Raw genomic sequence first — 20118 nt, 5'->3', positions numbered from 1 at the left:
TTCCACAACTGCTCGATCCGCGCTCAGACCGAGAACGACGAACCGCAACCGCACGTCGTCGTCGCGTTCGGATTCTTGATCACGAACTGCGCGCCGTTGAGATCGTCCTTATAGTCGATTTCCGCGCCGACGAGATACTGATAGCTCATCGAATCGACGAGCAGCTGCACGCCGCTCTTGTCCATCACGGTATCGTCTTCGTTGATTTCTTCGTCGAACGTGAAACCGTACTGGAAGCCCGAGCATCCGCCGCCTTGCACGAACACGCGCAGCTTCAGATCCGGATTGCCTTCTTCGTCGATCAATTGCTTGACCTTGTCGGCCGCAGCGTCGGTGAAGACGAAGGGCATCGGCATTTCGGTCGTGGGGGTGTCGCTGACTGCGCTCATTGAACTCTCCAATTTAGCTTCTAGCCGCTATTGTAGGGCTGATCTCAAAATCGTGCCGAAAGCCCATGAAATCAAGAGGCTATATGCAAATTCGACTGATTCGGGCAAACGCGGCAAAAAGAAAAAGCCGCCGGCACCTTGCAGTGCGGGCGGCTTTCGCAGCAGCTTCGCCGGCAGAACCGACGAAACCCGAAGCGATTAACGCTTCGAGAATTGCTTCCTGCGGCGTGCCTTGTGGAAACCGACCTTCTTACGTTCCACTTCACGCGCGTCACGCGTGACGAAGCCAGCATTCGACAGTTGCGACTTGAGCGTTGCGTCGTAGTCCATCAGCGCACGGGTGATGCCGTGGCGGACCGCGCCTGCCTGACCCGTTTCGCCGCCGCCGTTCACGTTGACCTTGATGTCGAACGTGGTGGCGTGGTTCGTGAGTTCCAGCGGTTGACGCACGATCATCAGCGACGTTTCGCGCGAGAAATAGTCGGCGATGGGCTTGCCGTTGACGATGATCTCGCCCTTGCCCGACTTGATGAAGACACGAGCGACGGCGCTCTTGCGGCGGCCCGTACCGTAGTTCCAGTTACCGATCATGTGGGCTCCCTTAGATCTCGAGCGACTTGGGCTGTTGAGCCGTGTGCGGATGCGTGGCTTCAGCGTAGACCTTCAGCTTCTTGATCATCGCGTAGCCGAGCGGGCCCTTCGGCAGCATGCCCTTCACAGCCTTCTCGAGCGCGCGGCCCGGGAAACGCTCTTGCATCTTGCCGAACGTCGTTTCATAGATGCCGCCCGGGTAGCCCGAGTGACGGTAGTACTTCTTGTCCGTGGTCTTGTTGCCGGTGACCTTCAGCTTGCCGGCATTGACGACGATGATGTAATCACCGGTGTCGACGTGCGGAGTGAATTCAGGCTTATGCTTGCCGCGAAGACGGCGTGCCACTTCGCTGGCGACACGGCCGAGAACCTTATCCGTCGCGTCAATCACGTACCATTCGCGCGTCACCTCTTCGGCTTTTGCGGAAAACGTCTTCATGATCGATCCAAAAATTAATCTGCCCTTTGCTCTTTACCTTGTTCGGTCCTGCTTATATGAGTGCGCTAAATGACTTTCCTTGCGCGTGCAGGCTCTCCCTGACTTCTCTCCGCGGGCGTGTGACGAAGAGAACTTTGAAGTATAGCGGGAAAACGCTCGTTGCGTCAAAGGGTTGCGGCTTTCGGTGGCCGACTGCGGACGGCGCGCGGCTCTCCGAACGAAAAAAAGCCCGAGCATTCGAAGCTCGGGCTCAATCCACCTAGGAGGAGGTGGAGGAGACGCTGTAGGTACTGCAACAACCAATGGGCTGAGTATAGGCACGGTCATGCTGCAAAGCAAGAAGATTCGCATCATGAGAGCGGATTTCATAATGCGGTGTGCACATTTTCTGTGCGCCAGGGCGCGACGCGGTGCTTACGGCGAAATTTTCCACCAGCAGTTCGGCGCACGCGATTAAGCGGATTCCAGCTTCCCGCCCGCGTCAATCGGAGAATGCGCGGAGTCGGTCTGCGATGACCGTTCGATGAACCGCTACAATGAAAGCTGTCTACAACGCGTCAAGCGGGCGGAGCCTCAGCATGGAATGCAAAGTGAGCTGGATGGGACAGGACGGCATGGCGTTCGCCGCCGAAACCGGTAGCGGTCATCTCGTCAACATGGACGGCGCGCCGGAAGGCGGCGGCCGCAATCTCGCGCCGCGTCCGATGGAGATGGTTCTGCTCGGCACGGGCGGCTGCACCGCGTACGACGTCGTGATGATCCTGAAGAAAAGCCGCCAGGAAATCGAAGGCTGCTCGGTGACGCTCAAGGCTGAGCGCGCAAGCGAAGACCCGAAGGTATTCACGAAGATCCACTTCCACTTCACGGTCACGGGCAAGAACCTGAATCCCGCGACGGTCGAACGCGCCATTAATCTGTCGCACGACAAGTATTGCTCGGCGTCGATCATGCTCGCCAAGACGGCGGAACTCACGCATTCGTTCGATATCGTCGAACGCTAAGCGCGTCGCAGAAAAAAAGAGCCGGCGTCTTGATGACGCCGGCTCTTTCTTTTGAATGACGACAAAGCGGGCCGATAAGCCGGATTCTGTGCGCGCGCCGCCCGAAGGCGAACGCGCGTGGCAGCCATTCCTCTAGGCGCGTCATTGCTGACGCGCTCGAGCTTCCTACCCGCAGACGAACGGGGGCACCGTCCTGCATCGCGAAGATGCGCGCCTGCCTATTTGGAATTGCTCCGGGTGGAGGTTACCGTGCCGGCACGTCTCGCGACGGCCGCGGTGCGCTCTTACCGCACCGTTTCACCCTTACCTGATCTCCGGACTTGCGCCCGAAGCCATCGGCGGTTTGCTTTCTGTTGCCCTGTTCCGCGTGTTGCCACGGATGGCTGTTAGCCATCACCCTGCCCTGTGGAGTCCGGACTTTCCTCGCCCTCAACGCCAAAAAGCGCCGAAGCCGCGACTGCCTGGCCTGCTTTGCGGCGTCGATTTTAACATGCGGCTTTCGCGTGCTTCGCGGCGCCCGCCGCGATGCGTCGGCCGGGACGGAAGACGGACGGATCGTCGTAGAACGCGGCGTCCGCATTCGCGTCGCACCAGCCGGGCACGCCCAGCACCGGCAGCGGCGCGAACGCGCGGCTCGCGGGCGACTCGGCTATCAGATTGCGCGACACGAGATCGTCGAGCATAGAGCGGCGGGCGGCATCGTCCGATGAGAAATACGCGGCCGGCACATCCACGATCCACGCGTGCCCCGTGCATGCCTTGTATGGCGCGACGAGCTTTTCGAGCAGCGCGTGGCCGAAGATGCGCGCCTCGCACCGGCTGCCCCACGACGCGCGTTCCGTGACGAACAACTCACGCCAGTCGAAACGGCGCAGCGCATCCGCGAGCGATGGATCGGCGCACGCGAACAGCACCGCGTTCTCGTCGAAGAGCGTGAGCGCATCGCGCACGCCGCCGCGCGTCGGGCCGATGCCAAGCGCGTCGATCTGTTCTGCCTGACGCGCGTTGAGCGCCGCCTTGATGCGCGGATACGCGAACCACATCAGGCCGTTGAAAAAGTCGTGCAGATTGTGGCGCGTCGGAACGCAGCCGGTCGCGGCGATATGCGCCTCGTACGACGCGCCCTTCGGCAGCGATTCCTGCGCGACGAATGCGAGCGGCCGGCCGCGCCCGGTGGCGAGCGCGGCTTGCGCGGCGTCGTCGTTCAGTGCTTCGAGATAGCGCGTCGGACCATCGAGCGCTGCCGCCTGCCAGCGTTCGCCGCGCGACGCGAGCGGCGCAAGCCACGGGCGCGTCCAGTCGATCTCGTCGAAACGCGCGGACACTGCGGCTACCGTCAGACCGATTCCACGAACCGCCAGCCGATCGACTCGCCGCCGCGCAGCGGGACGATCTGCGAATCGCCCGCGGCGAATTCGGCGGGCAGCGTCCACGACGCGCGTTCGAGCGTCACCTTCTCCGCGCTGCGCGGCAGGCCGTAGAAATCCGCGCCGTGGAAACTGGCGAAGCCTTCGAGCTTGTCGAGCGCGCCGGCCTTGTCGAAGGCTTCGGCATAGAGTTCCAGTGCGTGCAGCGCCGTGTAGCAGCCCGCGCAGCCGCACGCGTGCTCCTTCAGGCCCTTCGGATGCGGCGCGCTGTCCGTGCCCAGAAAGAAGCGCGGATTGCCGGACGTCGCCGCCTCGACGAGCGCCACGCGATGCGTCTCGCGCTTCAACACCGGCAAGCAGTAATAGTGCGGACGAATGCCGCCGACGAGAATCGCGTTCCGGTTGTACAGCAGATGATGCGCGGTGATCGTCGCGCCGATCGTGCCTTGCGCGTCGCGCACGTAGTCGGCGGCGTCTTTCGTCGTGATGTGCTCGAAAACAACCTTGAGCGCCGGGAAATCGCGGCGCAGCGGCGTCATCACGCGGTCGATGAACACTTTCTCGCGGTCGAACACGTCGATGTCGCTATCCGTCACCTCGCCGTGCGTCAGCAGCGGCATGCCCACTTCCTGCATCGCTTCGAGCGTTTTCGCGCACTTGCCGAGCAGATCCGTCACGCCCGCGTCCGAATTCGTCGTCGCGCCGGCCGGATACAGCTTCACGCCGTGCACGAAGCCGCTGTCTTTCGCGCGGCGAATCTCGTCGGGCGGCGTGTTGTCGGTGAGATAGAGCGTCATCAGCGGCTGGAAGCGCGCGCCCGCGCCCTCCTTCGGCAATGCCGCCAGGATCCGCTCGCGGTACGCCGCCGCCATCTCGGTCGTCGTGACCGGCGGCTTCAGATTCGGCATGATGATCGCGCGGCCGAACTGGCGCGCTGTATGCGGGAGCACGGCGGCGAGCGTCGCGCCATCGCGCACGTGCAAGTGCCAGTCGTCGGGGCGCGCCAGCGTGAGAGTCGTAGGCGAATCGGGCGATGCGGAAGTAGCGGACATGGCGTGATGACGGCGAGGACGTTAAGAGAAAGCGAACCGCAAGCAAGGAATTGCGCAGCCGAGAAGCGCACGGCCGGAAAAAATCGCCGTGGAAATTCCACAACGGGCCGCCAACCGGCGACGGCCTTCGATTTTTTCGGGAATGCCCCGGTGATATGCTTGTCGGACGTATTGTAACAACCCGACTTCAGGGCTTCGGCCCGCCGCATCGAGCAACATGTGCCAACTTCTCGGAATGAATTGCGCCGAACCGACCGACGTGACCTTCTCGTTCACCGGCTTCGCGGCGCGCGGCGGAATGACGGATCATCATGCGGATGGCTGGGGCATCGCGTTCTTCGAGGACAAGGCGTGCCGGCTGTTCATCGATCATCAGTCTTCGGCGAGTTCGCCGCTCGCCGAGATGGTCAAGCGGTATCCGATCAAGTCGAAGAACACCATCGCGCATATTCGCAAGGCGACGCAAGGGCATATCCTGCTGGAGAATTGCCATCCGTTCATGCGCGAGTTGTGGGGCCGGCACTGGATTTTCGCGCATAACGGCGATTTGAACGGCCACGCGCCGCAACTCACCGGCGTCTATCAGCCGGTAGGCACCACGGACAGCGAACTCGCGTTTTGCGCGCTGCTGCAAGGCTTGCGCACCGCGTTCCCGTGCTCGCAGCCGCCGCTCGACGAGCTCTTCGAGGCGCTCGCCACGCTCACGCGCGAGATCACGCAGTACGGCGTGTTCAACTTCCTGATGTCGAACGGGCAGGCGCTGTTTTCGCACTGCTCCACGCATCTCTACTACCTCGTGCGCAGCTGGCCGTTTTCGACCGCGCATCTGATCGACGCGGACATGTCGATCGACTTCGCGAAGTACACGACGCCGGAAGATCGCGTCGCCGTGATCGCGACTTCGCCGCTCACCGACAACGAAGTCTGGACGCGCTTCGCTCCCGGCGATCTCGCGATGTTCCAGCAAGGCGCGCTCGCGCGGACGCTGAACATTCCGGTGCCCGAGGCAGTCGCGAAGAAGGCGGCCGAACCGCTCGCGAAGGCTTGCGTGGGCTCCGCGCTGAAAATCGACGAAATCCGCACGACGGCGGCAGTCGAGTCGGAACTGGGCATCGAATAAAAAAACGCGGCGCTTCCTCTCAGAAGCGCCGCGTTTCTTTGTAGCGTTGCGAAAGCTCAGTGCAGGATCTTCGCGAGGAAGTCCTTCGCGCGGTCCGACTTCGGGTTCGCGAAGAACGCGTCCTTCTGGTCGTCCTCCACGATCAAGCCCTTATCCATGAAGATCACGCGATGCGCGACCTTCTTCGCGAAGCCCATTTCGTGCGTCACGCACATCATGGTCATGCCTTCCTGCGCGAGCTCCACCATTACGTCGAGCACTTCGTTGATCATCTCCGGATCGAGCGCGGAAGTCGGCTCGTCGAAGAGCATCGCGATCGGATCCATCGAAAGCGCGCGCGCAATCGCCACGCGCTGCTGCTGACCGCCCGACAACTGGCCGGGATACTTGTCCGCATGCGCGCGCAAGCCCACGCGATCGAGCAGCTTCAGACCCTTCTGCGTCGCTTCGTCGTTCGAGCGGCCGAGCACCTTGATCTGCGCGAGCGTCAGGTTCTGCACGATCGACAGATGCGGAAAGAGCTCGAAGTGCTGGAACACCATGCCGACCTTCGAGCGCAGCTTCGACAGATTCGTCTTCTTGTCCGTGAGCGACTGGCCGTTGATGGTGATTTCGCCCTTCTGGAACGGCTCCAGGCCGTTGACGGTCTTGATGAGCGTCGACTTGCCCGACCCCGACGGCCCGCAGACGACGACCACTTCGCCCTTCTTCACTTCGGTCGTGCAGTCGGTGAGCACCTGAAACTGCCCGTACCACTTCGAAACATTCTTGATAGAGATCATCTTGCGACCTTTTTCTGAAGACTTTTGACGAGCGCCGACGCCACCACGCACACCACGAAATAACATGCCCCGGCGAACAGCACCATTTCGACGGTCGTGCCGTCGCGGTCGCCGATGTTCGTCGCCGTGCGGAAGAAGTCCGCGAGACTGATCACGTAGACGAGCGACGTGTCCTGAAAGAGCACGATCGCCTGCGTGAGCAAAAGCGGCACCATCGCGCGGAAGGCCTGCGGCAGCACGACGAGCTTCATCGCCTGACCGTAGGTCATGCCGAGCGCGAAGGCTGCGTTGACCTGCCCGCGCGGCACCGCCTGAATGCCGGCGCGGATGATTTCCGAATAGTACGCGGCTTCGAACAGCGAGAACGCGACCATCGCCGATGCGAGGCGAATGTCGATATCCGCCGACAGACCGAGCACGTTCTGCAGCACCTGCGGCACGATGAGGAAGAACCACAGCAGCACCATCACGAGCGGGATGGAGCGGAACAGCGTGACGTAGGCGCCCGCGAACCATTGCAGCGGCTTGATGCCCGAGAGGCGGAACAGCGCGATGACCGTCCCCCACACGATGCCGATCACGATGGCGAGGAGCGTGATCTGCAGCGTGATGATGGCGCCCGTCCACAGCGTAGGCAGCGAGCCGATGACGCCACTCCAGTTGAACTGATGCATTACTTGCCTCCGATGTAGCCAGGCAGCCGCGTTTTCGCTTCGATCCAGCGCATCAGCAGCATCACGATAAGGTTGATGAGCATGTACGCGAGCGTCACCGCGATAAACGATTCATAGGTCTGCGCCGTGTAGTCCACGAGCTGACGCGCCTGCGCCGACAGATCGAGGAGACCAATGGTCGAGGCCACCGCCGAATTCTTGAACACGTTCAGGAATTCCGACGTGAGCGGCGGCACGATGATGCGATACGCCACCGGCATCAACACGTAGCGATACGTCTGCCATTGCGTGAAGCCCATCGCGAGGCCGGCGTTGCGCTGTCCGCGCGGCAACGCGCTGATGCCCGAGCGCACCTGTTCGCACACGCGCGCGCCGGTGAAAAGCCCGAGACAGATGATCGACGACGAAAAGAACTGCGCGGAAGGCGGCAGTTGCTTGAACCAGTTGCCGATGGAAGCCGGCAGCAACTCCGGTATCACGAGATACCAGATGAAGAACTGCACGATCAGCGGAATATTGCGGAAGATCGCGACATACACAGTGCCGATGCCCGCCAGCGTGCGATTCGGGACCGTGCGCAAGATGCCGAACAACGAGCCGACCACGAGCGCGATAACCCAGGCCGCGAGCGACACGGTAATCGTCACCCAGAAGCCGGAGATCAGCCAGCCGAGATACGTGGTGGGCTCGCCGGTGGAAACCGGACTCAGCAGAACGCCCCAGTTCCAGTGATAAGACATGGACTCACTCCAAAAAGAAACGGAAGAAGCAAGGCTCCTTCCGTCTCGTTCGTTCTTTACCCGAACCGGTTAGTCGATTGCCTTGTCATTCGGGCTCTTGAACAGAGCCTTCATGTCGTCGCTTTCCGGGAAGTTCAGGTTGAGCCCCTTCGGAGGAATCGGGCTTTCGAACCACTTCTTGTAGATCTTGTCGGCTTCGCCCGACGTCTCGACCTTCGCGATCGCGTCGTCCACGACCTTCTTGAACTCGGGGTCGTTCTTGCGCATCATGCAGCCGTACGCTTCATGCGATTGCGGCGCGCCGACGATCACGAAATCGCCCGGGTTGTTCGACTTCGCGCGCTCGCCCGCGAGCAGCGCATCGTCCATCATGAACGCGACCGCGCGGCCCGTCGACAGCGTCAGGAACGACTCGCCGTGGTCCTTCGCGCTGATGATGTTCATGCCCATGTTCTTTTCCTGATTCATCTTGCGAAGCAGGCGCTCGGACGTGGTGCCGGCAGTCGTCACGACGGTCTTGCCCTTCAGGTCGGCCCAGTCCTTCACGCCGGAATCCTTCTTGGTCATGAGACGCGTGCCGATCACGAAAATCGTGTTCGAGAAAGCCGCTTGCTGCTGGCGCTCGGCGTTGTTCGTGGTCGAGCCGCATTCGATATCGACGGTGCCGTTCTGCACGAGCGGAATGCGGTTTTGCGACGTCACCGGCGTCAGCTTCACCTTCAGGTTCGGCATGTTGAGCTTCTGCTTGACCGCCTCCACGACCTTCATCGCGAACTCGTTCGAATAGCCGACGACATTCTGCTTGTCGTCATAGTACGAGAACGGAATGGACGATTCGCGATGCCCCAGCGAGATGACACCCGTATCCTTGATTTTCTTGAGCGTGCCCGCGTCCTGGGCGTAGGCGCCCGTGGCGAAAATTCCCAGCGCGGCGACGAGCAGCGCAGCCTTTTTAACCTTCATGTGTTCGATCTCCTGTGGCGAAAAACCGGGCCAAGTTTAGCAGGGTAATAATTCTGAAAGAATGATCGTTAACCGGAGTTCGTCGCATTTTAGAGACGGGCCGGTGCAACTGGGTGCAACTCCGCGTAGGCGCGCATATTACGCGAATTTGATAAAAAAAGTGGCGGCGTTCCGAGGGAACGCCGCCACTTTCATAGGGAGGTGGCGCGGCTGCAACGCCGCGCCTCGCCGCGCTTACGATGAACGCGCTTTTGCATGCGATCAGGGATACAGGCCGCGCATTTCGCGCGCCATCAAAATGCGCGTACACGCGACGATAAACGCCGCCGTGCGCACCGAAACCTGCTGCTCGCTCGCGACTTGCCACACTGCGGCGAACGCTTCGCGCATCACGCGCTCGAGGCGCTGGTTGATCTCGTCTTCGGTCCAGAAGAAGCTGGAGAAGTCCTGCACCCACTCGAAGTACGAAACCGTCACGCCGCCCGCGTTCGCCACCACGTCTGGAATCACGAGCACGCCCTTGTCGTGGAGGATGTCGTCGGCTGCGGTCGTGGTCGGGCCGTTCGCGCCTTCGACGATGATCTTCGTCTTGATCTTCGGCGCGTTCTGCTCGGTGATCTGCCCTTCGAGCGCGGCCGGGATCAGGATGTCGCTTTCGATGGTCCAGAACTCGTCCTTCGACACCGGGTCCGCGCCCGCGAAACCGCCGACACCGCCGTTCTGCGCGACGTGCTCGGCGAGCGCCACCGTGTTGATGCCCTTCGAGTTATAGAGCGTGCCGGTGTGATCCTGCACCGCGATCACGCGCGCGCCCGCTTCTTCGAAAAGACGCGCCGCGATGCCGCCGACGTTGCCGAAGCCCTGCACTGCGATGCGCGCGCCTTCGATCTCCAGCCCGACGCGCCGCGCCGCTTCCGTGCCGACGACGAACACGCCGCGTCCCGTCGCTTCCTTGCGGCCGAGCGAGCCGCCGAGCGAGATCGGCTTGCCGGTCACGACGCCGGTTGCCGTCTGGCCCTGGTTCATGGAGTAGGTGTCCATCATCCACGCCATGATCTGCTCGTTCGTGTTCACGTCCGGCGCGGGAATGTCCGTGTTCGGCCCGATGATGATGCCGATTTCGCTCGTGTAGCGGCGCGTCACGCGCTCCAACTCGCCGCGCGAGAGCGTGCGCGGATCGACGCGGATGCCGCCCTTCGCGCCGCCGTACGGCACGTTCACCGCCGCGTTCTTCACCGACATCCACGCGGACAGCGCCATGACTTCGGAAAGCGTCACGTCCTGGTGATACCGCACGCCGCCCTTGCCCGGACCGCGCGACGTGTTGTGCTGCACGCGATAGCCTTCGAAGTGCGCGACCGTGCCGTTATCCAGCTCAATCGGGCAATCGACGATGAGGATGCGCTTCGGACGCTTGAGGGTTTCGAGCCAGCGCGAGAGAGAGCCGAGGTACGGCGCCACGCGATCGACCTGCCGCAGATAGTTCCCCCACGGGCCGAGATCGTCGGCGTGCAGATACGAGGGAATGGCATGGTCAAGCTTCGGAGAGGACATTGATGCTCCAGCGGTTTGTGGAATACGTCAATTGTCGAAAAACGGCGTTTCCAAATCCAATGCCGTTTCCTTATCCGATCATGCGTTTCTTGCATAACCTCCTGAAGCCTTACGCGGCGGGCGTTTCAGCCGATGCCCTCAGCAGTTCTTCACCGACTGCGTCCCATAGCGCACGGACGAGCGCCTGGCGCGGATCGTCGCCTTGCGAAGCCATCTTGTCGCGATAGAGGCGGATCTCCATCGTCAACGTGAACTGACCGGCGGGCGTGCCGCGCGTTCCCCGGTCGAGCCGGACGAGCCGGCCTTCTTCGACTGCATCCTCTACTGCGCTATGCGGCAGGAACGCGACGCCGTGTCCCGCGAGCGCCATCGCCTTGAGACCTTCCGCCATATCCGTTTCATACACTTTGTCCAGATGCAGACGCGCGGGCGCCGTCGCGATGATCACCTCGGTCATGCGACCGAGGTAAGCGTTGGGCGTGTACGAGAGATACGGCACGGGCGCATCGGCGCTGGCGGGCAACGTGTAGCGCGCGCGTCCCGCCTTGTTCGGCGCGGAGAACGGGCTGATCGGTTCGAGGCCGAGCGTGAGCATGTCGTAGCGCGCGGGATCGAGCGCGACCGGATGGCTCGGATGGTGATAACCCATCACGAGATCGCAGCCGCCTTCGACGAGCGAGAGCACCGCGTCGTGCACGTTGAGCGCGCGCAGCCGCGTGCGGATGCGTCCGAGCCGCGCCTCGATGTGCTGAAGCCAGCGCGGAAAGTAGGTGAGCGAGAGCGTGTGCGGCACAGCGAATTCGATGGTCGCCGCCGGCGCGCCGCCCTGCCCGCGCAACAGCGTGCGCGCTTCGTGAAACTGCGAGAGCATCGCGAGCGCCTGCTCGTAGAACACCTGCCCGGCTTGCGTGAGCCGCGTCGGATAGACGGAACGGTCGATCAGTTCAGTGCCGAGCCACGCTTCGAGCGCCTGGATGCGCCGCGAGAACGCAGGCTGCGTGATATGGCGAAGCTCGGCTGAGCGGCTGAAGCTGCGCGTCTCCGCGAGCGATACGAAGTCTTCGAGCCATTTGAGTTCCATGCTGGAGTCGCGCCGTGCCGCGCCGGATGCGGGAAGCAGGCATTTTAGCGGGCGCGGCTGTGTCCGATGTATCAAGCGAAGGCTTACCGCACCATGCGCACGCATGGCGCACGGGCGAGGTGCGGCTTGTGTCTTGGCGCGTTCGCTCGTTCTGCCCGCGCCGAGCCGCGCCCGCATTGAGGCGCGCGGCATCGGCGCAAATTGGCATGATGCTTGCAAAAAATCCGGGCCGCCGTGAACACCACGCCATAAGCGCGACAGCGCCCACCCGGAACCCTCATGTCCAATCTCATTGCATCGCTCAAGAGCGGCAACTGGCGCTCGCTTCTCGCCTGCTTTCTCTACTTCGATACGGGCTTCACCGTCTGGGTGTTGTACGGGCCGCTTGCGCCGTTCATCGGGCGCGACATCACGATGTCGGCGGCGCAACAGGGCTTTCTCGTCGCGGTGCCGGTGCTCGCCGCCGCGATCCTGCGCGTGACGCTCGGCAATCTGTATCAATCGACCGATGGCCGCCGCGTCGCGCTCATGGGCGTGCTGCTCTCGTCGATTCCCTCGGTCGTGCTGCCGCTCGTTCCCGGCGTGCCGTCGTATGCGCTCTTGCTCGTGCTCGGCGTGTTTCTCGGCATGGGCGGCGCGAGCTTCGCGGTCGCGTTGCCGATGGCGGGCAGCAACTATCCGCCGAAGGTGCAAGGGCTCGTGCTGGGTCTCGCCGCCGCTGGCAACATCGGCGCGGTGCTCGACGGTTTCCTGTTTCCGCATCTGGCCGATGCCTTCGGCTGGAAGCTATCGACCGCCGCCGCGCTGCCGCTGCTCGCGATCACGGCTGCCGCGCTGTTCGCATGGGCGTCGGATGCGGGCGAAAAAACCGGCAGCACGATGCGCGCGCTCGCCAGCTTCGCGGTGACCCTCGTGAGCCTGGTCGTGCTCGTGTTGGCCGTGCATGGCGGCGTGTTCGGCGCGGGACGCACGGGCGTCCTGCTGCTGCCGGTGCTCGGCGCGCTCATCGCGATTGCCGTGCTGCCGCGCCGCTATCGTTCGGTGCTCGGCGAGCGCGATACGTGGGTCATCATGCTCATCTACAGCATCACGTTCGGCGGCTTCGTCGGCATGTCGTCCTATGTCACGCTGCTGCTGACATCGCTCTATCAAATGCCGAAGCTCGAAGCCGGCCTCTTCATGTCGCTGCTCGCGTTTCTCGGCGCGATCGTGCGGCCGTTCGGCGGCTATGTCGCGGATCGCGTGACCGGCGTGCGCGCGCTGCTCGTGCTGCTCGCGGTCATCGCCGCCGCCGATTTCGCGTTCGCCATCTGGATGCCGCCGGTCGCGGGCGGCCTCGGCTTGCTCGTGTGCCTGTATCTCGCGTTCGGACTCGGCAACGGCTCGACGTTCCAGCTCGTCCCGCATCGCTGGAAGGGAAAGACGGGGCTGCTGTCCGGCATCGTCGGCGCGGCGGGCGGCATCGGCGGCTTCTACCTGCCGGTCATCATGGGCATCGCGAAGGAAAGCACCGGCAGCTATCAGATGGGCTTCGCGACGTTCGGCGTGCTCGCGACGGGCGCGTTCGGCGCCCTATTCCTGCTGCGTTCGCAATGGCTGCGGTGGTCGGCAACGTCGTCGCAAGGACACGACGCCGTCGCGATCAACGGCGCGCACGCGATGGAGTGATGCGGCAGACTATGGCCGGCGATCGCTCTCGATTGCCGGCCAGCGCGCAAACGCGAAGACCCATAGCATGACGAAATTCACGATAGGCAGCAGTCCGGTGAGCACCCACCAGCCAGAGTGTCCGGTGCGCTTCACAATGCGCACGTACGGGTAGATGGTCACCACGCAAAAGAAGATAACGATGAGCCAGTGCCAAATGCTTAAACTTTCCATGCCTGTTCCGCAATACGACTAATTAACTCTGCGAGACTATATATCAGCTTCGGCTAGCCGCGGCCGTGCGACCGCGACTTTCAGACTTTTCGGTTAAACCTTCGCCGCATCATCCCGTTCGACCACAGGCTCGACCGTCCGCTGCTGCTGTAACGCCCACATCTGCGCAAAGAGTCCGCCCGCCCGGAGCAACTCCGCGTGCGTGCCGCGCTCGACCACGCGTCCATGATCCATCACGATGATCTGCTCGGCATGCACGACCGTCGAGAGCCGGTGCGCGATGATGAGCGTCGTCCGCTCGCGGGCGATGGAATCGAGTTCGCGCTGAATGGCGCGTTCCGACTTCGAATCCAGCGCGGATGTCGCTTCATCGAAAATAAGGATCGACGGGTTCTTCAACAGCGTGCGCGCAATCGCCACGCGCTGCTTCTCGCCGCCCGACAGCTTCAGTCCGCGCTCGCCGACAGTCGTGTCGTAACCCGCCGGCAACGCCTCGATGAAGTCGTGAATATGCGCGGCGCGCGCCGCCGCCATCACTTCTTCGCGGCTCGCGGAAGGCCGTCCATACGCGATGTTGTAGTAGATCGAATCGTTGAAGAGCACGGTGTCCTGCGGCACGATGCCGATCGACGCGCGCAGCGAATCCTGCGTCACGTCGCGAATATCCTGCCCGTCGATGACAATGCGCCCGCCCGTCGCGCGGTCCAGATCGTAGAAACGAAACAGCAGCCGCCCGAGCGTGGATTTGCCCGAGCCGCTGTGGCCGACGACAGCGGTCGTCGTGCCTGCCGCGATGGTGAAATCGACGTTATGCAGAATCTGCCGCGCGGGCTCATACGCGAAGCTCACGTTCTCGAAACGCACCTCGCCGCCTGTCACGTCGAGCGGCGGCGCATTCGGCGCATCCGGCACTTCGCGCCCGGCGCCGAGCAGCGTGAACATGCGGTCCATGTCAGTCAGCGCCTGCTTCAACTCGCGATACACCACGCCGAGAAAATTCAGCGGAATATAAAGCTGCAACATGAACGTGTTGATGAGCACGAGATCGCCGAGCGTCAGCCGCCCCGCCATCACGCCCTGCGTCGCGCGCCAGAGAATGAACACGAGCCCGAGGCCGATAATGGTCTGCTGCCCGAAGTTCAGCATCGAAAGCGACCGCTGCGATTTGATCGCCGCCGCGCGATAACGCTGCAAATTCTCGTCGTAGCGGCGCGTCTCCCATTCTTCGTTGCCGAAGTACTTCACCGTCTCGTAGTTCAGCAGCGAATCGATGGCGCGCGAATTCGCCTTCGAGTCCAACTCGTTCATCGTGCGTCGATAGTGCGTGCGCCACTCCGTCACTTTCACCGTGAACGCGATATACGTGCAGAGCGCGATGAACGTAACGATCGCGTAATACGCCTCGTACTTCGTCACGAAGAACGCGAGCACGAGCCCGACTTCGACGAGCGTCGGCAAGATGCTGTACAGCGAATACGAGACGAGTTGCTGAATGCCGCGCGTGCCGCGCTCGATGTCGCGCGACATGCCGCCCGTCTGCCGCTCCAGATGAAACCGCAGCGACAGCGAATGCAGATGCCGAAACACCTTCAGCGCGAGTTGCCGCACAGCGCTTTCGGTCACTTTGGCGAAGAGCAGTTCGCGCAGTTCGGTGAAGAGCGAAGTCGACAGCCGCACGCCCGCATACGCGATCACGAGCAGCCCGATTCCGCCGATCAGCACGATGCCCGGCGCGTCGTGCGCGCGGCCGAGCGCGGTGAGATGCTGCACCGAGGCGAGGCTATCGACGATGCGCTTCATCACGATCGGCACGCCGAGATTGGCGACCTTCGCGCCGATCAGGCACGTCAGCGCGAACGCGACGCGCCATTTGTAAGTGGTGAGATAAGGCAGCAGCGAGCGGATCGTCTGCCAGTCGTTGCGCGGACCTTGTGCGACCGGACCGGGCTCGGTGTTGGAGTAGCGGCGCATGTATTCGAGTGGAGAAGGCGCGTCGCGCGCGGCGCGGGGACGCCTTTTGCTAGTCTTTAAGCGGGCGCACGCGGCCGCGTGCTTCCCGTACAATTTGCCGAAGGCCGGCCGCTCAAGGCGCGGTCTATTCTTATAACTCATGCATTGTCGCAGAAGGACCACGGCCACGCTCGCGGCCACCTTCTGCACGGAACGACGACGTCAACCGGGACCCTCTCATGCCGCAAGATTCCAAGCTACCTCAGAAACCCGTCGCGCTGCGCGTGGTGCCGCAACCTGCCGACGCGAACGTGCACGGCGACGTCTTCGGCGGCTGGATCATGGCGCAAGTCGACATCGCGGGCTCCATCCCGGCGAGCCGGCGCGCGAACGGCCGCGTCGCGACCATCGCGGTCAATTCGTTTCTCTTCAAGCAGCCGGTGTTCGTCGGCGATCTGTTGAGCTTCTACGCGGATATCGTGAAGACCGGCAATACGTCGATCACCATTTCCGTCGAAGTCTTCGCGCAGCGCATGAGTCTCGCGGAGGAAGTCGTCAAGGTGACGGAAGCGACGCTCACCTATGTCGCCACCGACCACGACCGCCGCCCGCGCGCCTTGCCCCCGCTCGACTGAGCGCGCTCAGTTCACCAGCACGCCGTGCCGCAGCAAGCCGGGAATGGCTTCCTGCGGCATCGGACGTGAGAACAGAAAGCCCTGCATCTCGTCGCAATCGCGCTCGCGCAGGAATTCGTGCTGCGCCGGCGTTTCGACGCCTTCTGCGATCACCTGCAATTCCAGCGAATGCGCGAGCGCGATGATCGCGGACGTGATCGTTTCGTCGTCGCCCGACGAGCCGATATCCGCGACGAAAGACCGGTCGATCTTCAGCCGATGCACCGGGAACCGCTTGAGATACGACAGGCTCGAATAGCCGGTGCCGAAGTCGTCGATGGCAATACCGATGCCGAGCGCCGATAGCTCGGAGAGCATCATCACGGCGTCTTCGGCGTTGCGCATGATCGCGCTTTCCGTCAGCTCGAGCTCCAGATAATGCGGCGCAAGCCCGGTTTCCGCGAGCACGGACGTGACGAGCGTCGCGATATCGCGCTGCTGGAAATGCCGCGCGGACAGATTCACCGACACGCGCGCGGGCGGCAGCCCGGCGTCCTGCCACGCCTTGTTCTGACGGCACGCCTCGCGCAAGACCCATTCCGACAGCGGCCCAATGAGCCCGCACTCTTCCGCGACCGGAATGAACGCGGCCGGCGACACGAGCCCTTGCTCCGGATCGCGCCAGCGCACCAGCGCCTCGATACCGACGATCGCGCCCGTCGCCATATCGACTTGCGGCTGATAGTGCAGCAGGAATTCGCCGTCGCGCAGCCCGCGCCGCAGTCGCCGCTCCATATCCAGCCGCGCGCCGACGCTCGCGTTCATCTCCGGCTGATAGAACTGATACGTGTTGCGGCCCATGTCCTTCGCGCGATACATCGCGAGATCGGCCTTCTTTAGCACCGTTTCGGCGTCGTCGCCGTCTTGCGGGAAGACGCTCGCGCCCATGCTGCAACCGACGTAGAGCTCCGTTTCGTCGAGCCAGATGGGCTCGGAGATCGTCGCGCGCGTGCGCTCCATCCACGCGGTGAGCGCGGCTTCGTCGGCCAGATCCGGCAGCACGATCACGAACTCGTCGCCGCCATGACGCGCCACCGTGTCGCCGGCACGCGCCGAGCGCGCGAGCCGCTCGCCGATCACCGCGAGCAGCCTGTCACCGACGCTGTGGCCCAGACTGTCGTTCACGTTCTTGAAGCCGTCGAGGTCCATGAAGACGACCGCGATTTGCGAGTTGCGCCGCCGCGCCTCATCGATTGCACGTTGAAGGCGGTCGCGCAGCAGGTTGCGGTTGGGCAGGCGCGTGAGCGTGTCGTAATTCGCCTGATACTCGAGCTGTTCCTGATAGTTCATCAGGTCGGTCACGTCGTTGATGATGCCGATGTGATGCGTCGTATGCCCTTGCGCGTTCGGCACGGGCGCGACGAACAACTGATTCCAGAAAAGCCCGCCGTCCTTGCGATAGTTGCGCAGCACGACGCTCGCTTCCGCGTTGACGGCGAGCGCGCGGCGAATCGACGTGAGCCCTTCCTGCTCGCCGTCCGGGCCATGCAGGAAGCGGCAATCGCGGCCGATCACTTCGCTCGGGTCGTAGCCCGTGATGCGCTTGAACGCCGGATTCGCATACTCGATCACGTGCGCGCCGTTCACGACGCCGGTGATCAGAATGGCGTTCACGCTCGCATCCAGCGCGCGGCTTTGCAGACGCAGCGCGAGTTCGGCGCGCTTGCGGTCGGTCACGTCGTGATAGGAGCCGAGCACGCCGATGGTCGCGCCTTCGCCGTCCATCAGCGGCAGCTTGCTGATGACGACCGTATGCAGCGTGTCGCCGACGAGCACGTCGTGCTCGTGGTGCATCTTCGGCACGGTGGTCAGCACCACTTCCTGATCGTCGGCGCGGATCATGTCGGCCGCGGCGCTCCAGGGCAGTTCGTAATCCGTCTTGCCGACGATCTGCTCGTTGTACGCGAGCCCCGCGTCGCGGGCGAACGCGTTGTTGCAGCCGAGATAGCGCAGATCGCGGTCCTTCCAGAACACGCGCTGCGGAATGTTGTCGATGATCGTCTCGAGCATCTCGTTCGAGCGGCGCGCCTCGGCTTCCGCGTTGATGCGGTCGGTCACGTCGTTCGCCAGCATGAAGAGGCCCGGCCGGTTCGAATACGTGAGCGCGTGATGCGAGACGTCTGCGCTGATGGTCGCGCCATCGCGACGCCGGTAACGCCACACGCCGCCCGAGCGCTGGCCGCGCGTCGCGCGCTCTCCCGCTTCGCCCGTCTCGCCTTCGCTGCGCGCGAGCCGCGCGGCGAAACGGTCGAAGTCGTCGGCGACGTGCAGATCGCGCAGCGTCATCTCCATGAACTCGGCTTCCGAGTAGCCGAAATGCTCGCGCGCCGCCGGGTTCACGGCGACGAAGCGCATCGTATCGCGATCGACGATCCACATCGGCACCGGATGCGCCTCGAACATGCTGCGAAAGCGCTCGTTGCTGCGATGCTTCGCCCGCGCGACGCCGATCTTCTCGCGCGCCGAACGCTCGTGGGTGACGAAAAGCGTGATGAGCGCGCCGCTGCCGAGCAGCATCGTGAACGCGAGCAGCAGCATCGCGCCGCCCGATGCCTGCGCGGAGCGGTCGAGCGCCGCCGTGGTCGCGGTGTCGATGCGGTCTCGCAGCGCCGCGAGCGCATCGTCGAGCGCCTGCTGGTCTTCGGAGAGCAGCACGAACGCGGTGTCGGCCCAGGCGCGCGATTCATCGGCGCTTGCGCGGCGCGTGCGCTCGTCGGCCAGATTCGCGTCGGAGCGCATGGCGGCCGCGCGCGCGGCGAGCGCATCGAACGCGTCGCCTGCGCCGGGTTGCATCGCAAACTGCGCGCGCAGCCCGCTTTCGAGCGCGTCGAGATGCTTCTCGCGCGCTTCGTGCTGCGCGGCCGGCTCGGCGATGCCCGTCGCCTCGAAGCGGCTCAGTTGCGTGAGCGCCTCGCCGAGCGCCCCGCGATACGCGGCGAGGTCGCGCATCAGGCTCATCGAGCGGAGCGTGCTCGTGTTGGTCGCGCGAAGTTCGACGATTCGCTGACACGCGACGAATGCGTTCGCGCCGAGCGCGGCCAGCACGACGGCGACGTTCACGAGGAATCGCCCGGAGAGGAAACGAGTCATGAGCGGCAAGCGGTTCCTTTGCTGCGGTGGCCGCGCCGCGAGCGTCATGCCCGGCGCGCGCCCACGCAAAAGCGCGGCGCGAACCGGCAGGCTCGCACCGCGATTGATGGATAACGCGGATAACGGCAGCTTTCGCGCGGGCTTGAGGGCTGCCCGCGCAAATTAGCCGCTCATGATGCGCATGCGCTCATTCGGCGAGGCCGAATTCGCGCATGGCGGGCAGGAAGTCGTGATTGAGTTTGTCGGTGTTGCGCGAGAGCTTGGCGAGCGCGTAACGCTGGAAGCGGTCGAGCGCGGCCCAGCGCGAGAGGCTCGGCACGCTCAGGCCCGCAAGACTGCTTTGGCGGATGACGGCTTCGGGCACGGCGTCGGCATGCGCCCAGACCGGATCGGCGTCGCGCTCGATTTTTTCCGGCGCGGCATTCGCGTGCGTCTTCAGCATTTCTTCGAGCGCGAGGTCGAAGTTCTTCTCCAGTTCGATCTCGTCTTCGACCGGAAAGCGCGCGAGCAGCACGCGATCGTCATACGGAAGCATCTGCCACTGATCGAGCGTGATGCGCATGCCGAAGCGGTCGAGATTGAAGCGTACCGAGAGAGGAATGAAGCGCAGATTGTCCGAGGATTCGACCTCGAACCCGAAGAGACGAGCGGTATCGTAAAGTCCCATGGCGTAGCCTCATTGGAGTGAGGGGCGCGCGCCGGCGCGCATCGCCCGCTTAAGTTATTGTAGGGCTTGGTACTGGGCTGAAACCGTGCAAGCAGCAGGTTTG

General features: G+C 63.3%; 19 protein-coding genes and 1 other RNA gene. 4 read left to right on the top strand and 16 right to left on the bottom strand.

Going from position 1 to position 20118, the window contains the following annotated elements:
* Positions 1 to 23: 23 nt before the first annotated feature.
* From erpA to rplM, 3 genes are all read right to left on the bottom strand, one after another.
* The gene (gene erpA, locus HWX53_RS03485) at positions 24 to 389 is read right to left on the bottom strand and encodes an iron-sulfur cluster insertion protein ErpA (protein WP_175939444.1); all 366 of its coding nucleotides are present in this window, start codon (positions 387 to 389) and stop codon (positions 24 to 26) included.
* A gap of 198 nt (positions 390 to 587) precedes the next feature.
* Entirely contained in the window at positions 588 to 980 is a 393-nt protein-coding gene (rpsI, locus tag HWX53_RS03480) for a 30S ribosomal protein S9 (RefSeq protein ID WP_008351569.1), read from the bottom strand.
* A gap of 10 nt (positions 981 to 990) precedes the next feature.
* Positions 991 to 1419: a 50S ribosomal protein L13 gene (gene rplM / locus HWX53_RS03475; protein WP_159835229.1), complete on the bottom strand. Its 429-nt coding sequence runs from the start codon at positions 1417 to 1419 to the stop codon at positions 991 to 993.
* Positions 1420 to 1997: 578 nt separating this feature from the next.
* Between rplM and HWX53_RS03470 the strand changes: the two genes are divergently transcribed.
* The gene (locus HWX53_RS03470; RefSeq protein ID WP_159835228.1) at positions 1998 to 2420 is read left to right on the top strand and encodes an OsmC family protein; all 423 of its coding nucleotides are present in this window, start codon (positions 1998 to 2000) and stop codon (positions 2418 to 2420) included.
* Positions 2421 to 2479: 59 nt separating this feature from the next.
* Here the strand turns inward: HWX53_RS03470 and rnpB are convergent.
* From rnpB to pyrC, 3 genes are all read right to left on the bottom strand, one after another.
* Positions 2480 to 2893, bottom strand: an RNA gene (rnpB, locus tag HWX53_RS03465) — RNase P RNA component class A.
* A 12-nt stretch (positions 2894 to 2905) separates the two neighbouring features.
* Positions 2906 to 3853, bottom strand: a complete 948-nt coding sequence (locus HWX53_RS03460; protein WP_244139990.1) for a DUF3025 domain-containing protein — start codon at positions 3851 to 3853, stop codon at positions 2906 to 2908.
* Positions 3757 to 4839, bottom strand: coding sequence for a dihydroorotase (gene pyrC / locus HWX53_RS03455; RefSeq protein ID WP_175939442.1), 1083 nt, complete (start codon positions 4837 to 4839; stop codon positions 3757 to 3759). The genes HWX53_RS03460 and pyrC overlap by 97 nt, the downstream gene beginning before the upstream one ends.
* 217 nt (positions 4840 to 5056) lie before the next feature.
* Here pyrC and HWX53_RS03450 point away from each other — a divergent pair, with 217 nt between their 5' ends.
* The gene (locus tag HWX53_RS03450; protein ID WP_175939441.1) at positions 5057 to 5959 is read left to right on the top strand and encodes a class II glutamine amidotransferase; all 903 of its coding nucleotides are present in this window, start codon (positions 5057 to 5059) and stop codon (positions 5957 to 5959) included.
* Between the two features lie 56 nt (positions 5960 to 6015).
* On the opposite strand, the gene HWX53_RS03445 is transcribed toward HWX53_RS03450, so the two are convergent.
* The 6 genes from HWX53_RS03445 to HWX53_RS03420 all read right to left on the bottom strand — a co-directional run bounded on the left by HWX53_RS03445 (position 6016) and on the right by HWX53_RS03420 (position 11753).
* Positions 6016 to 6741, bottom strand: coding sequence for an amino acid ABC transporter ATP-binding protein (locus HWX53_RS03445; protein WP_040052979.1), 726 nt, complete (start codon positions 6739 to 6741; stop codon positions 6016 to 6018).
* The gene (gene gltK, locus HWX53_RS03440; RefSeq protein ID WP_175939440.1) at positions 6738 to 7415 is read right to left on the bottom strand and encodes a glutamate/aspartate ABC transporter permease GltK; all 678 of its coding nucleotides are present in this window, start codon (positions 7413 to 7415) and stop codon (positions 6738 to 6740) included. Before gltK ends, HWX53_RS03445 begins: the two co-directional genes overlap by 4 nt.
* Positions 7415 to 8155, bottom strand: coding sequence for an amino acid ABC transporter permease (locus HWX53_RS03435; RefSeq protein ID WP_175939439.1), 741 nt, complete (start codon positions 8153 to 8155; stop codon positions 7415 to 7417). The genes gltK and HWX53_RS03435 overlap by 1 nt, the downstream gene beginning before the upstream one ends.
* Before the next feature lie 69 nt (positions 8156 to 8224).
* Positions 8225 to 9118 carry a glutamate/aspartate ABC transporter substrate-binding protein gene (locus HWX53_RS03430; protein ID WP_175939438.1) on the bottom strand — a complete coding sequence of 298 codons (894 nt, stop codon included), beginning with the start codon at positions 9116 to 9118 and terminating at the stop codon, positions 8225 to 8227.
* A 261-nt stretch (positions 9119 to 9379) separates the two neighbouring features.
* Positions 9380 to 10672 (bottom strand): Glu/Leu/Phe/Val dehydrogenase, encoded by a 1293-nt coding sequence (locus tag HWX53_RS03425; RefSeq protein WP_175939437.1) that lies wholly within the window; start codon positions 10670 to 10672, stop codon positions 9380 to 9382.
* Between the two features lie 109 nt (positions 10673 to 10781).
* The gene (locus tag HWX53_RS03420) at positions 10782 to 11753 is read right to left on the bottom strand and encodes a LysR substrate-binding domain-containing protein (protein WP_175939436.1); all 972 of its coding nucleotides are present in this window, start codon (positions 11751 to 11753) and stop codon (positions 10782 to 10784) included.
* 279 nt (positions 11754 to 12032) lie between these two features.
* Between HWX53_RS03420 and HWX53_RS03415 the strand changes: the two genes are divergently transcribed.
* The gene (locus HWX53_RS03415) at positions 12033 to 13421 is read left to right on the top strand and encodes an MFS transporter (RefSeq protein ID WP_175939435.1); all 1389 of its coding nucleotides are present in this window, start codon (positions 12033 to 12035) and stop codon (positions 13419 to 13421) included.
* A gap of 9 nt (positions 13422 to 13430) precedes the next feature.
* Here HWX53_RS03415 and HWX53_RS03410 read toward each other — a convergent pair whose 3' ends face one another.
* Positions 13431 to 13634 carry a hypothetical protein gene (locus tag HWX53_RS03410; protein WP_175939434.1) on the bottom strand — a complete coding sequence of 68 codons (204 nt, stop codon included), beginning with the start codon at positions 13632 to 13634 and terminating at the stop codon, positions 13431 to 13433.
* A gap of 93 nt (positions 13635 to 13727) precedes the next feature.
* A complete protein-coding gene (locus HWX53_RS03405; RefSeq protein WP_175939433.1) occupies positions 13728 to 15605 on the bottom strand; it encodes an ABC transporter ATP-binding protein/permease in 1878 nt (625 codons plus the stop codon).
* A 218-nt stretch (positions 15606 to 15823) separates the two neighbouring features.
* On the opposite strand from HWX53_RS03405, the gene HWX53_RS03400 reads away from it, so the two are divergent.
* The gene (locus HWX53_RS03400) at positions 15824 to 16219 is read left to right on the top strand and encodes an acyl-CoA thioesterase (RefSeq protein ID WP_175939432.1); all 396 of its coding nucleotides are present in this window, start codon (positions 15824 to 15826) and stop codon (positions 16217 to 16219) included.
* A gap of 6 nt (positions 16220 to 16225) precedes the next feature.
* On the opposite strand, the gene HWX53_RS03395 is transcribed toward HWX53_RS03400, so the two are convergent.
* Positions 16226 to 19348 carry an EAL domain-containing protein gene (locus HWX53_RS03395; RefSeq protein ID WP_175939431.1) on the bottom strand — a complete coding sequence of 1041 codons (3123 nt, stop codon included), beginning with the start codon at positions 19346 to 19348 and terminating at the stop codon, positions 16226 to 16228.
* A gap of 187 nt (positions 19349 to 19535) precedes the next feature.
* Entirely contained in the window at positions 19536 to 20015 is a 480-nt protein-coding gene (locus HWX53_RS03390) for a nitrate reductase associated protein (RefSeq protein WP_175939430.1), read from the bottom strand.
* Positions 20016 to 20118 lie beyond the last annotated feature (103 nt).

It is taken from the genome of Caballeronia sp. BCC1704 (genome assembly GCF_902833455.1).
GTDB lineage: Bacteria > Pseudomonadota > Gammaproteobacteria > Burkholderiales > Burkholderiaceae > Caballeronia.
The sequence above is the reverse complement of the archived record's forward strand: the minus strand, read 5'-3'. Positions and strand labels throughout refer to the sequence as shown.

What these genes read in the sequence shown, in the direction of transcription:
- gltK (WP_175939440.1), bottom strand. Translation starts at nt 7,415, where the DNA reads ATGCATCAGTTCAACTGGAGTGGCGTCATCGGCTCGCTGCCTACGCTG.
- HWX53_RS03445 (WP_040052979.1), bottom strand. Translation starts at nt 6,741, where the DNA reads ATGATCTCTATCAAGAATGTTTCGAAGTGGTACGGGCAGTTTCAGGTG.
- HWX53_RS03450 (WP_175939441.1), top strand. Translation starts at nt 5,057, where the DNA reads ATGTGCCAACTTCTCGGAATGAATTGCGCCGAACCGACCGACGTGACC.
- HWX53_RS03435 (WP_175939439.1), bottom strand. Translation starts at nt 8,155, where the DNA reads ATGTCTTATCACTGGAACTGGGGCGTTCTGCTGAGTCCGGTTTCCACC.
- HWX53_RS03395 (WP_175939431.1), bottom strand. Translation starts at nt 19,348, where the DNA reads ATGACTCGTTTCCTCTCCGGGCGATTCCTCGTGAACGTCGCCGTCGTG.
- HWX53_RS03405 (WP_175939433.1), bottom strand. Translation starts at nt 15,605, where the DNA reads ATGCGCCGCTACTCCAACACCGAGCCCGGTCCGGTCGCACAAGGTCCG.
- HWX53_RS03410 (WP_175939434.1), bottom strand. Translation starts at nt 13,634, where the DNA reads ATGGAAAGTTTAAGCATTTGGCACTGGCTCATCGTTATCTTCTTTTGC.
- erpA (WP_175939444.1), bottom strand. Translation starts at nt 389, where the DNA reads ATGAGCGCAGTCAGCGACACCCCCACGACCGAAATGCCGATGCCCTTC.
- rplM (WP_159835229.1), bottom strand. Translation starts at nt 1,419, where the DNA reads ATGAAGACGTTTTCCGCAAAAGCCGAAGAGGTGACGCGCGAATGGTAC.
- HWX53_RS03470 (WP_159835228.1), top strand. Translation starts at nt 1,998, where the DNA reads ATGGAATGCAAAGTGAGCTGGATGGGACAGGACGGCATGGCGTTCGCC.
- rpsI (WP_008351569.1), bottom strand. Translation starts at nt 980, where the DNA reads ATGATCGGTAACTGGAACTACGGTACGGGCCGCCGCAAGAGCGCCGTC.
- HWX53_RS03430 (WP_175939438.1), bottom strand. Translation starts at nt 9,118, where the DNA reads ATGAAGGTTAAAAAGGCTGCGCTGCTCGTCGCCGCGCTGGGAATTTTC.
- HWX53_RS03425 (WP_175939437.1), bottom strand. Translation starts at nt 10,672, where the DNA reads ATGTCCTCTCCGAAGCTTGACCATGCCATTCCCTCGTATCTGCACGCC.
- HWX53_RS03420 (WP_175939436.1), bottom strand. Translation starts at nt 11,753, where the DNA reads ATGGAACTCAAATGGCTCGAAGACTTCGTATCGCTCGCGGAGACGCGC.
- HWX53_RS03415 (WP_175939435.1), top strand. Translation starts at nt 12,033, where the DNA reads ATGTCCAATCTCATTGCATCGCTCAAGAGCGGCAACTGGCGCTCGCTT.
- pyrC (WP_175939442.1), bottom strand. Translation starts at nt 4,839, where the DNA reads ATGTCCGCTACTTCCGCATCGCCCGATTCGCCTACGACTCTCACGCTG.
- HWX53_RS03400 (WP_175939432.1), top strand. Translation starts at nt 15,824, where the DNA reads ATGCCGCAAGATTCCAAGCTACCTCAGAAACCCGTCGCGCTGCGCGTG.
- HWX53_RS03390 (WP_175939430.1), bottom strand. Translation starts at nt 20,015, where the DNA reads ATGGGACTTTACGATACCGCTCGTCTCTTCGGGTTCGAGGTCGAATCC.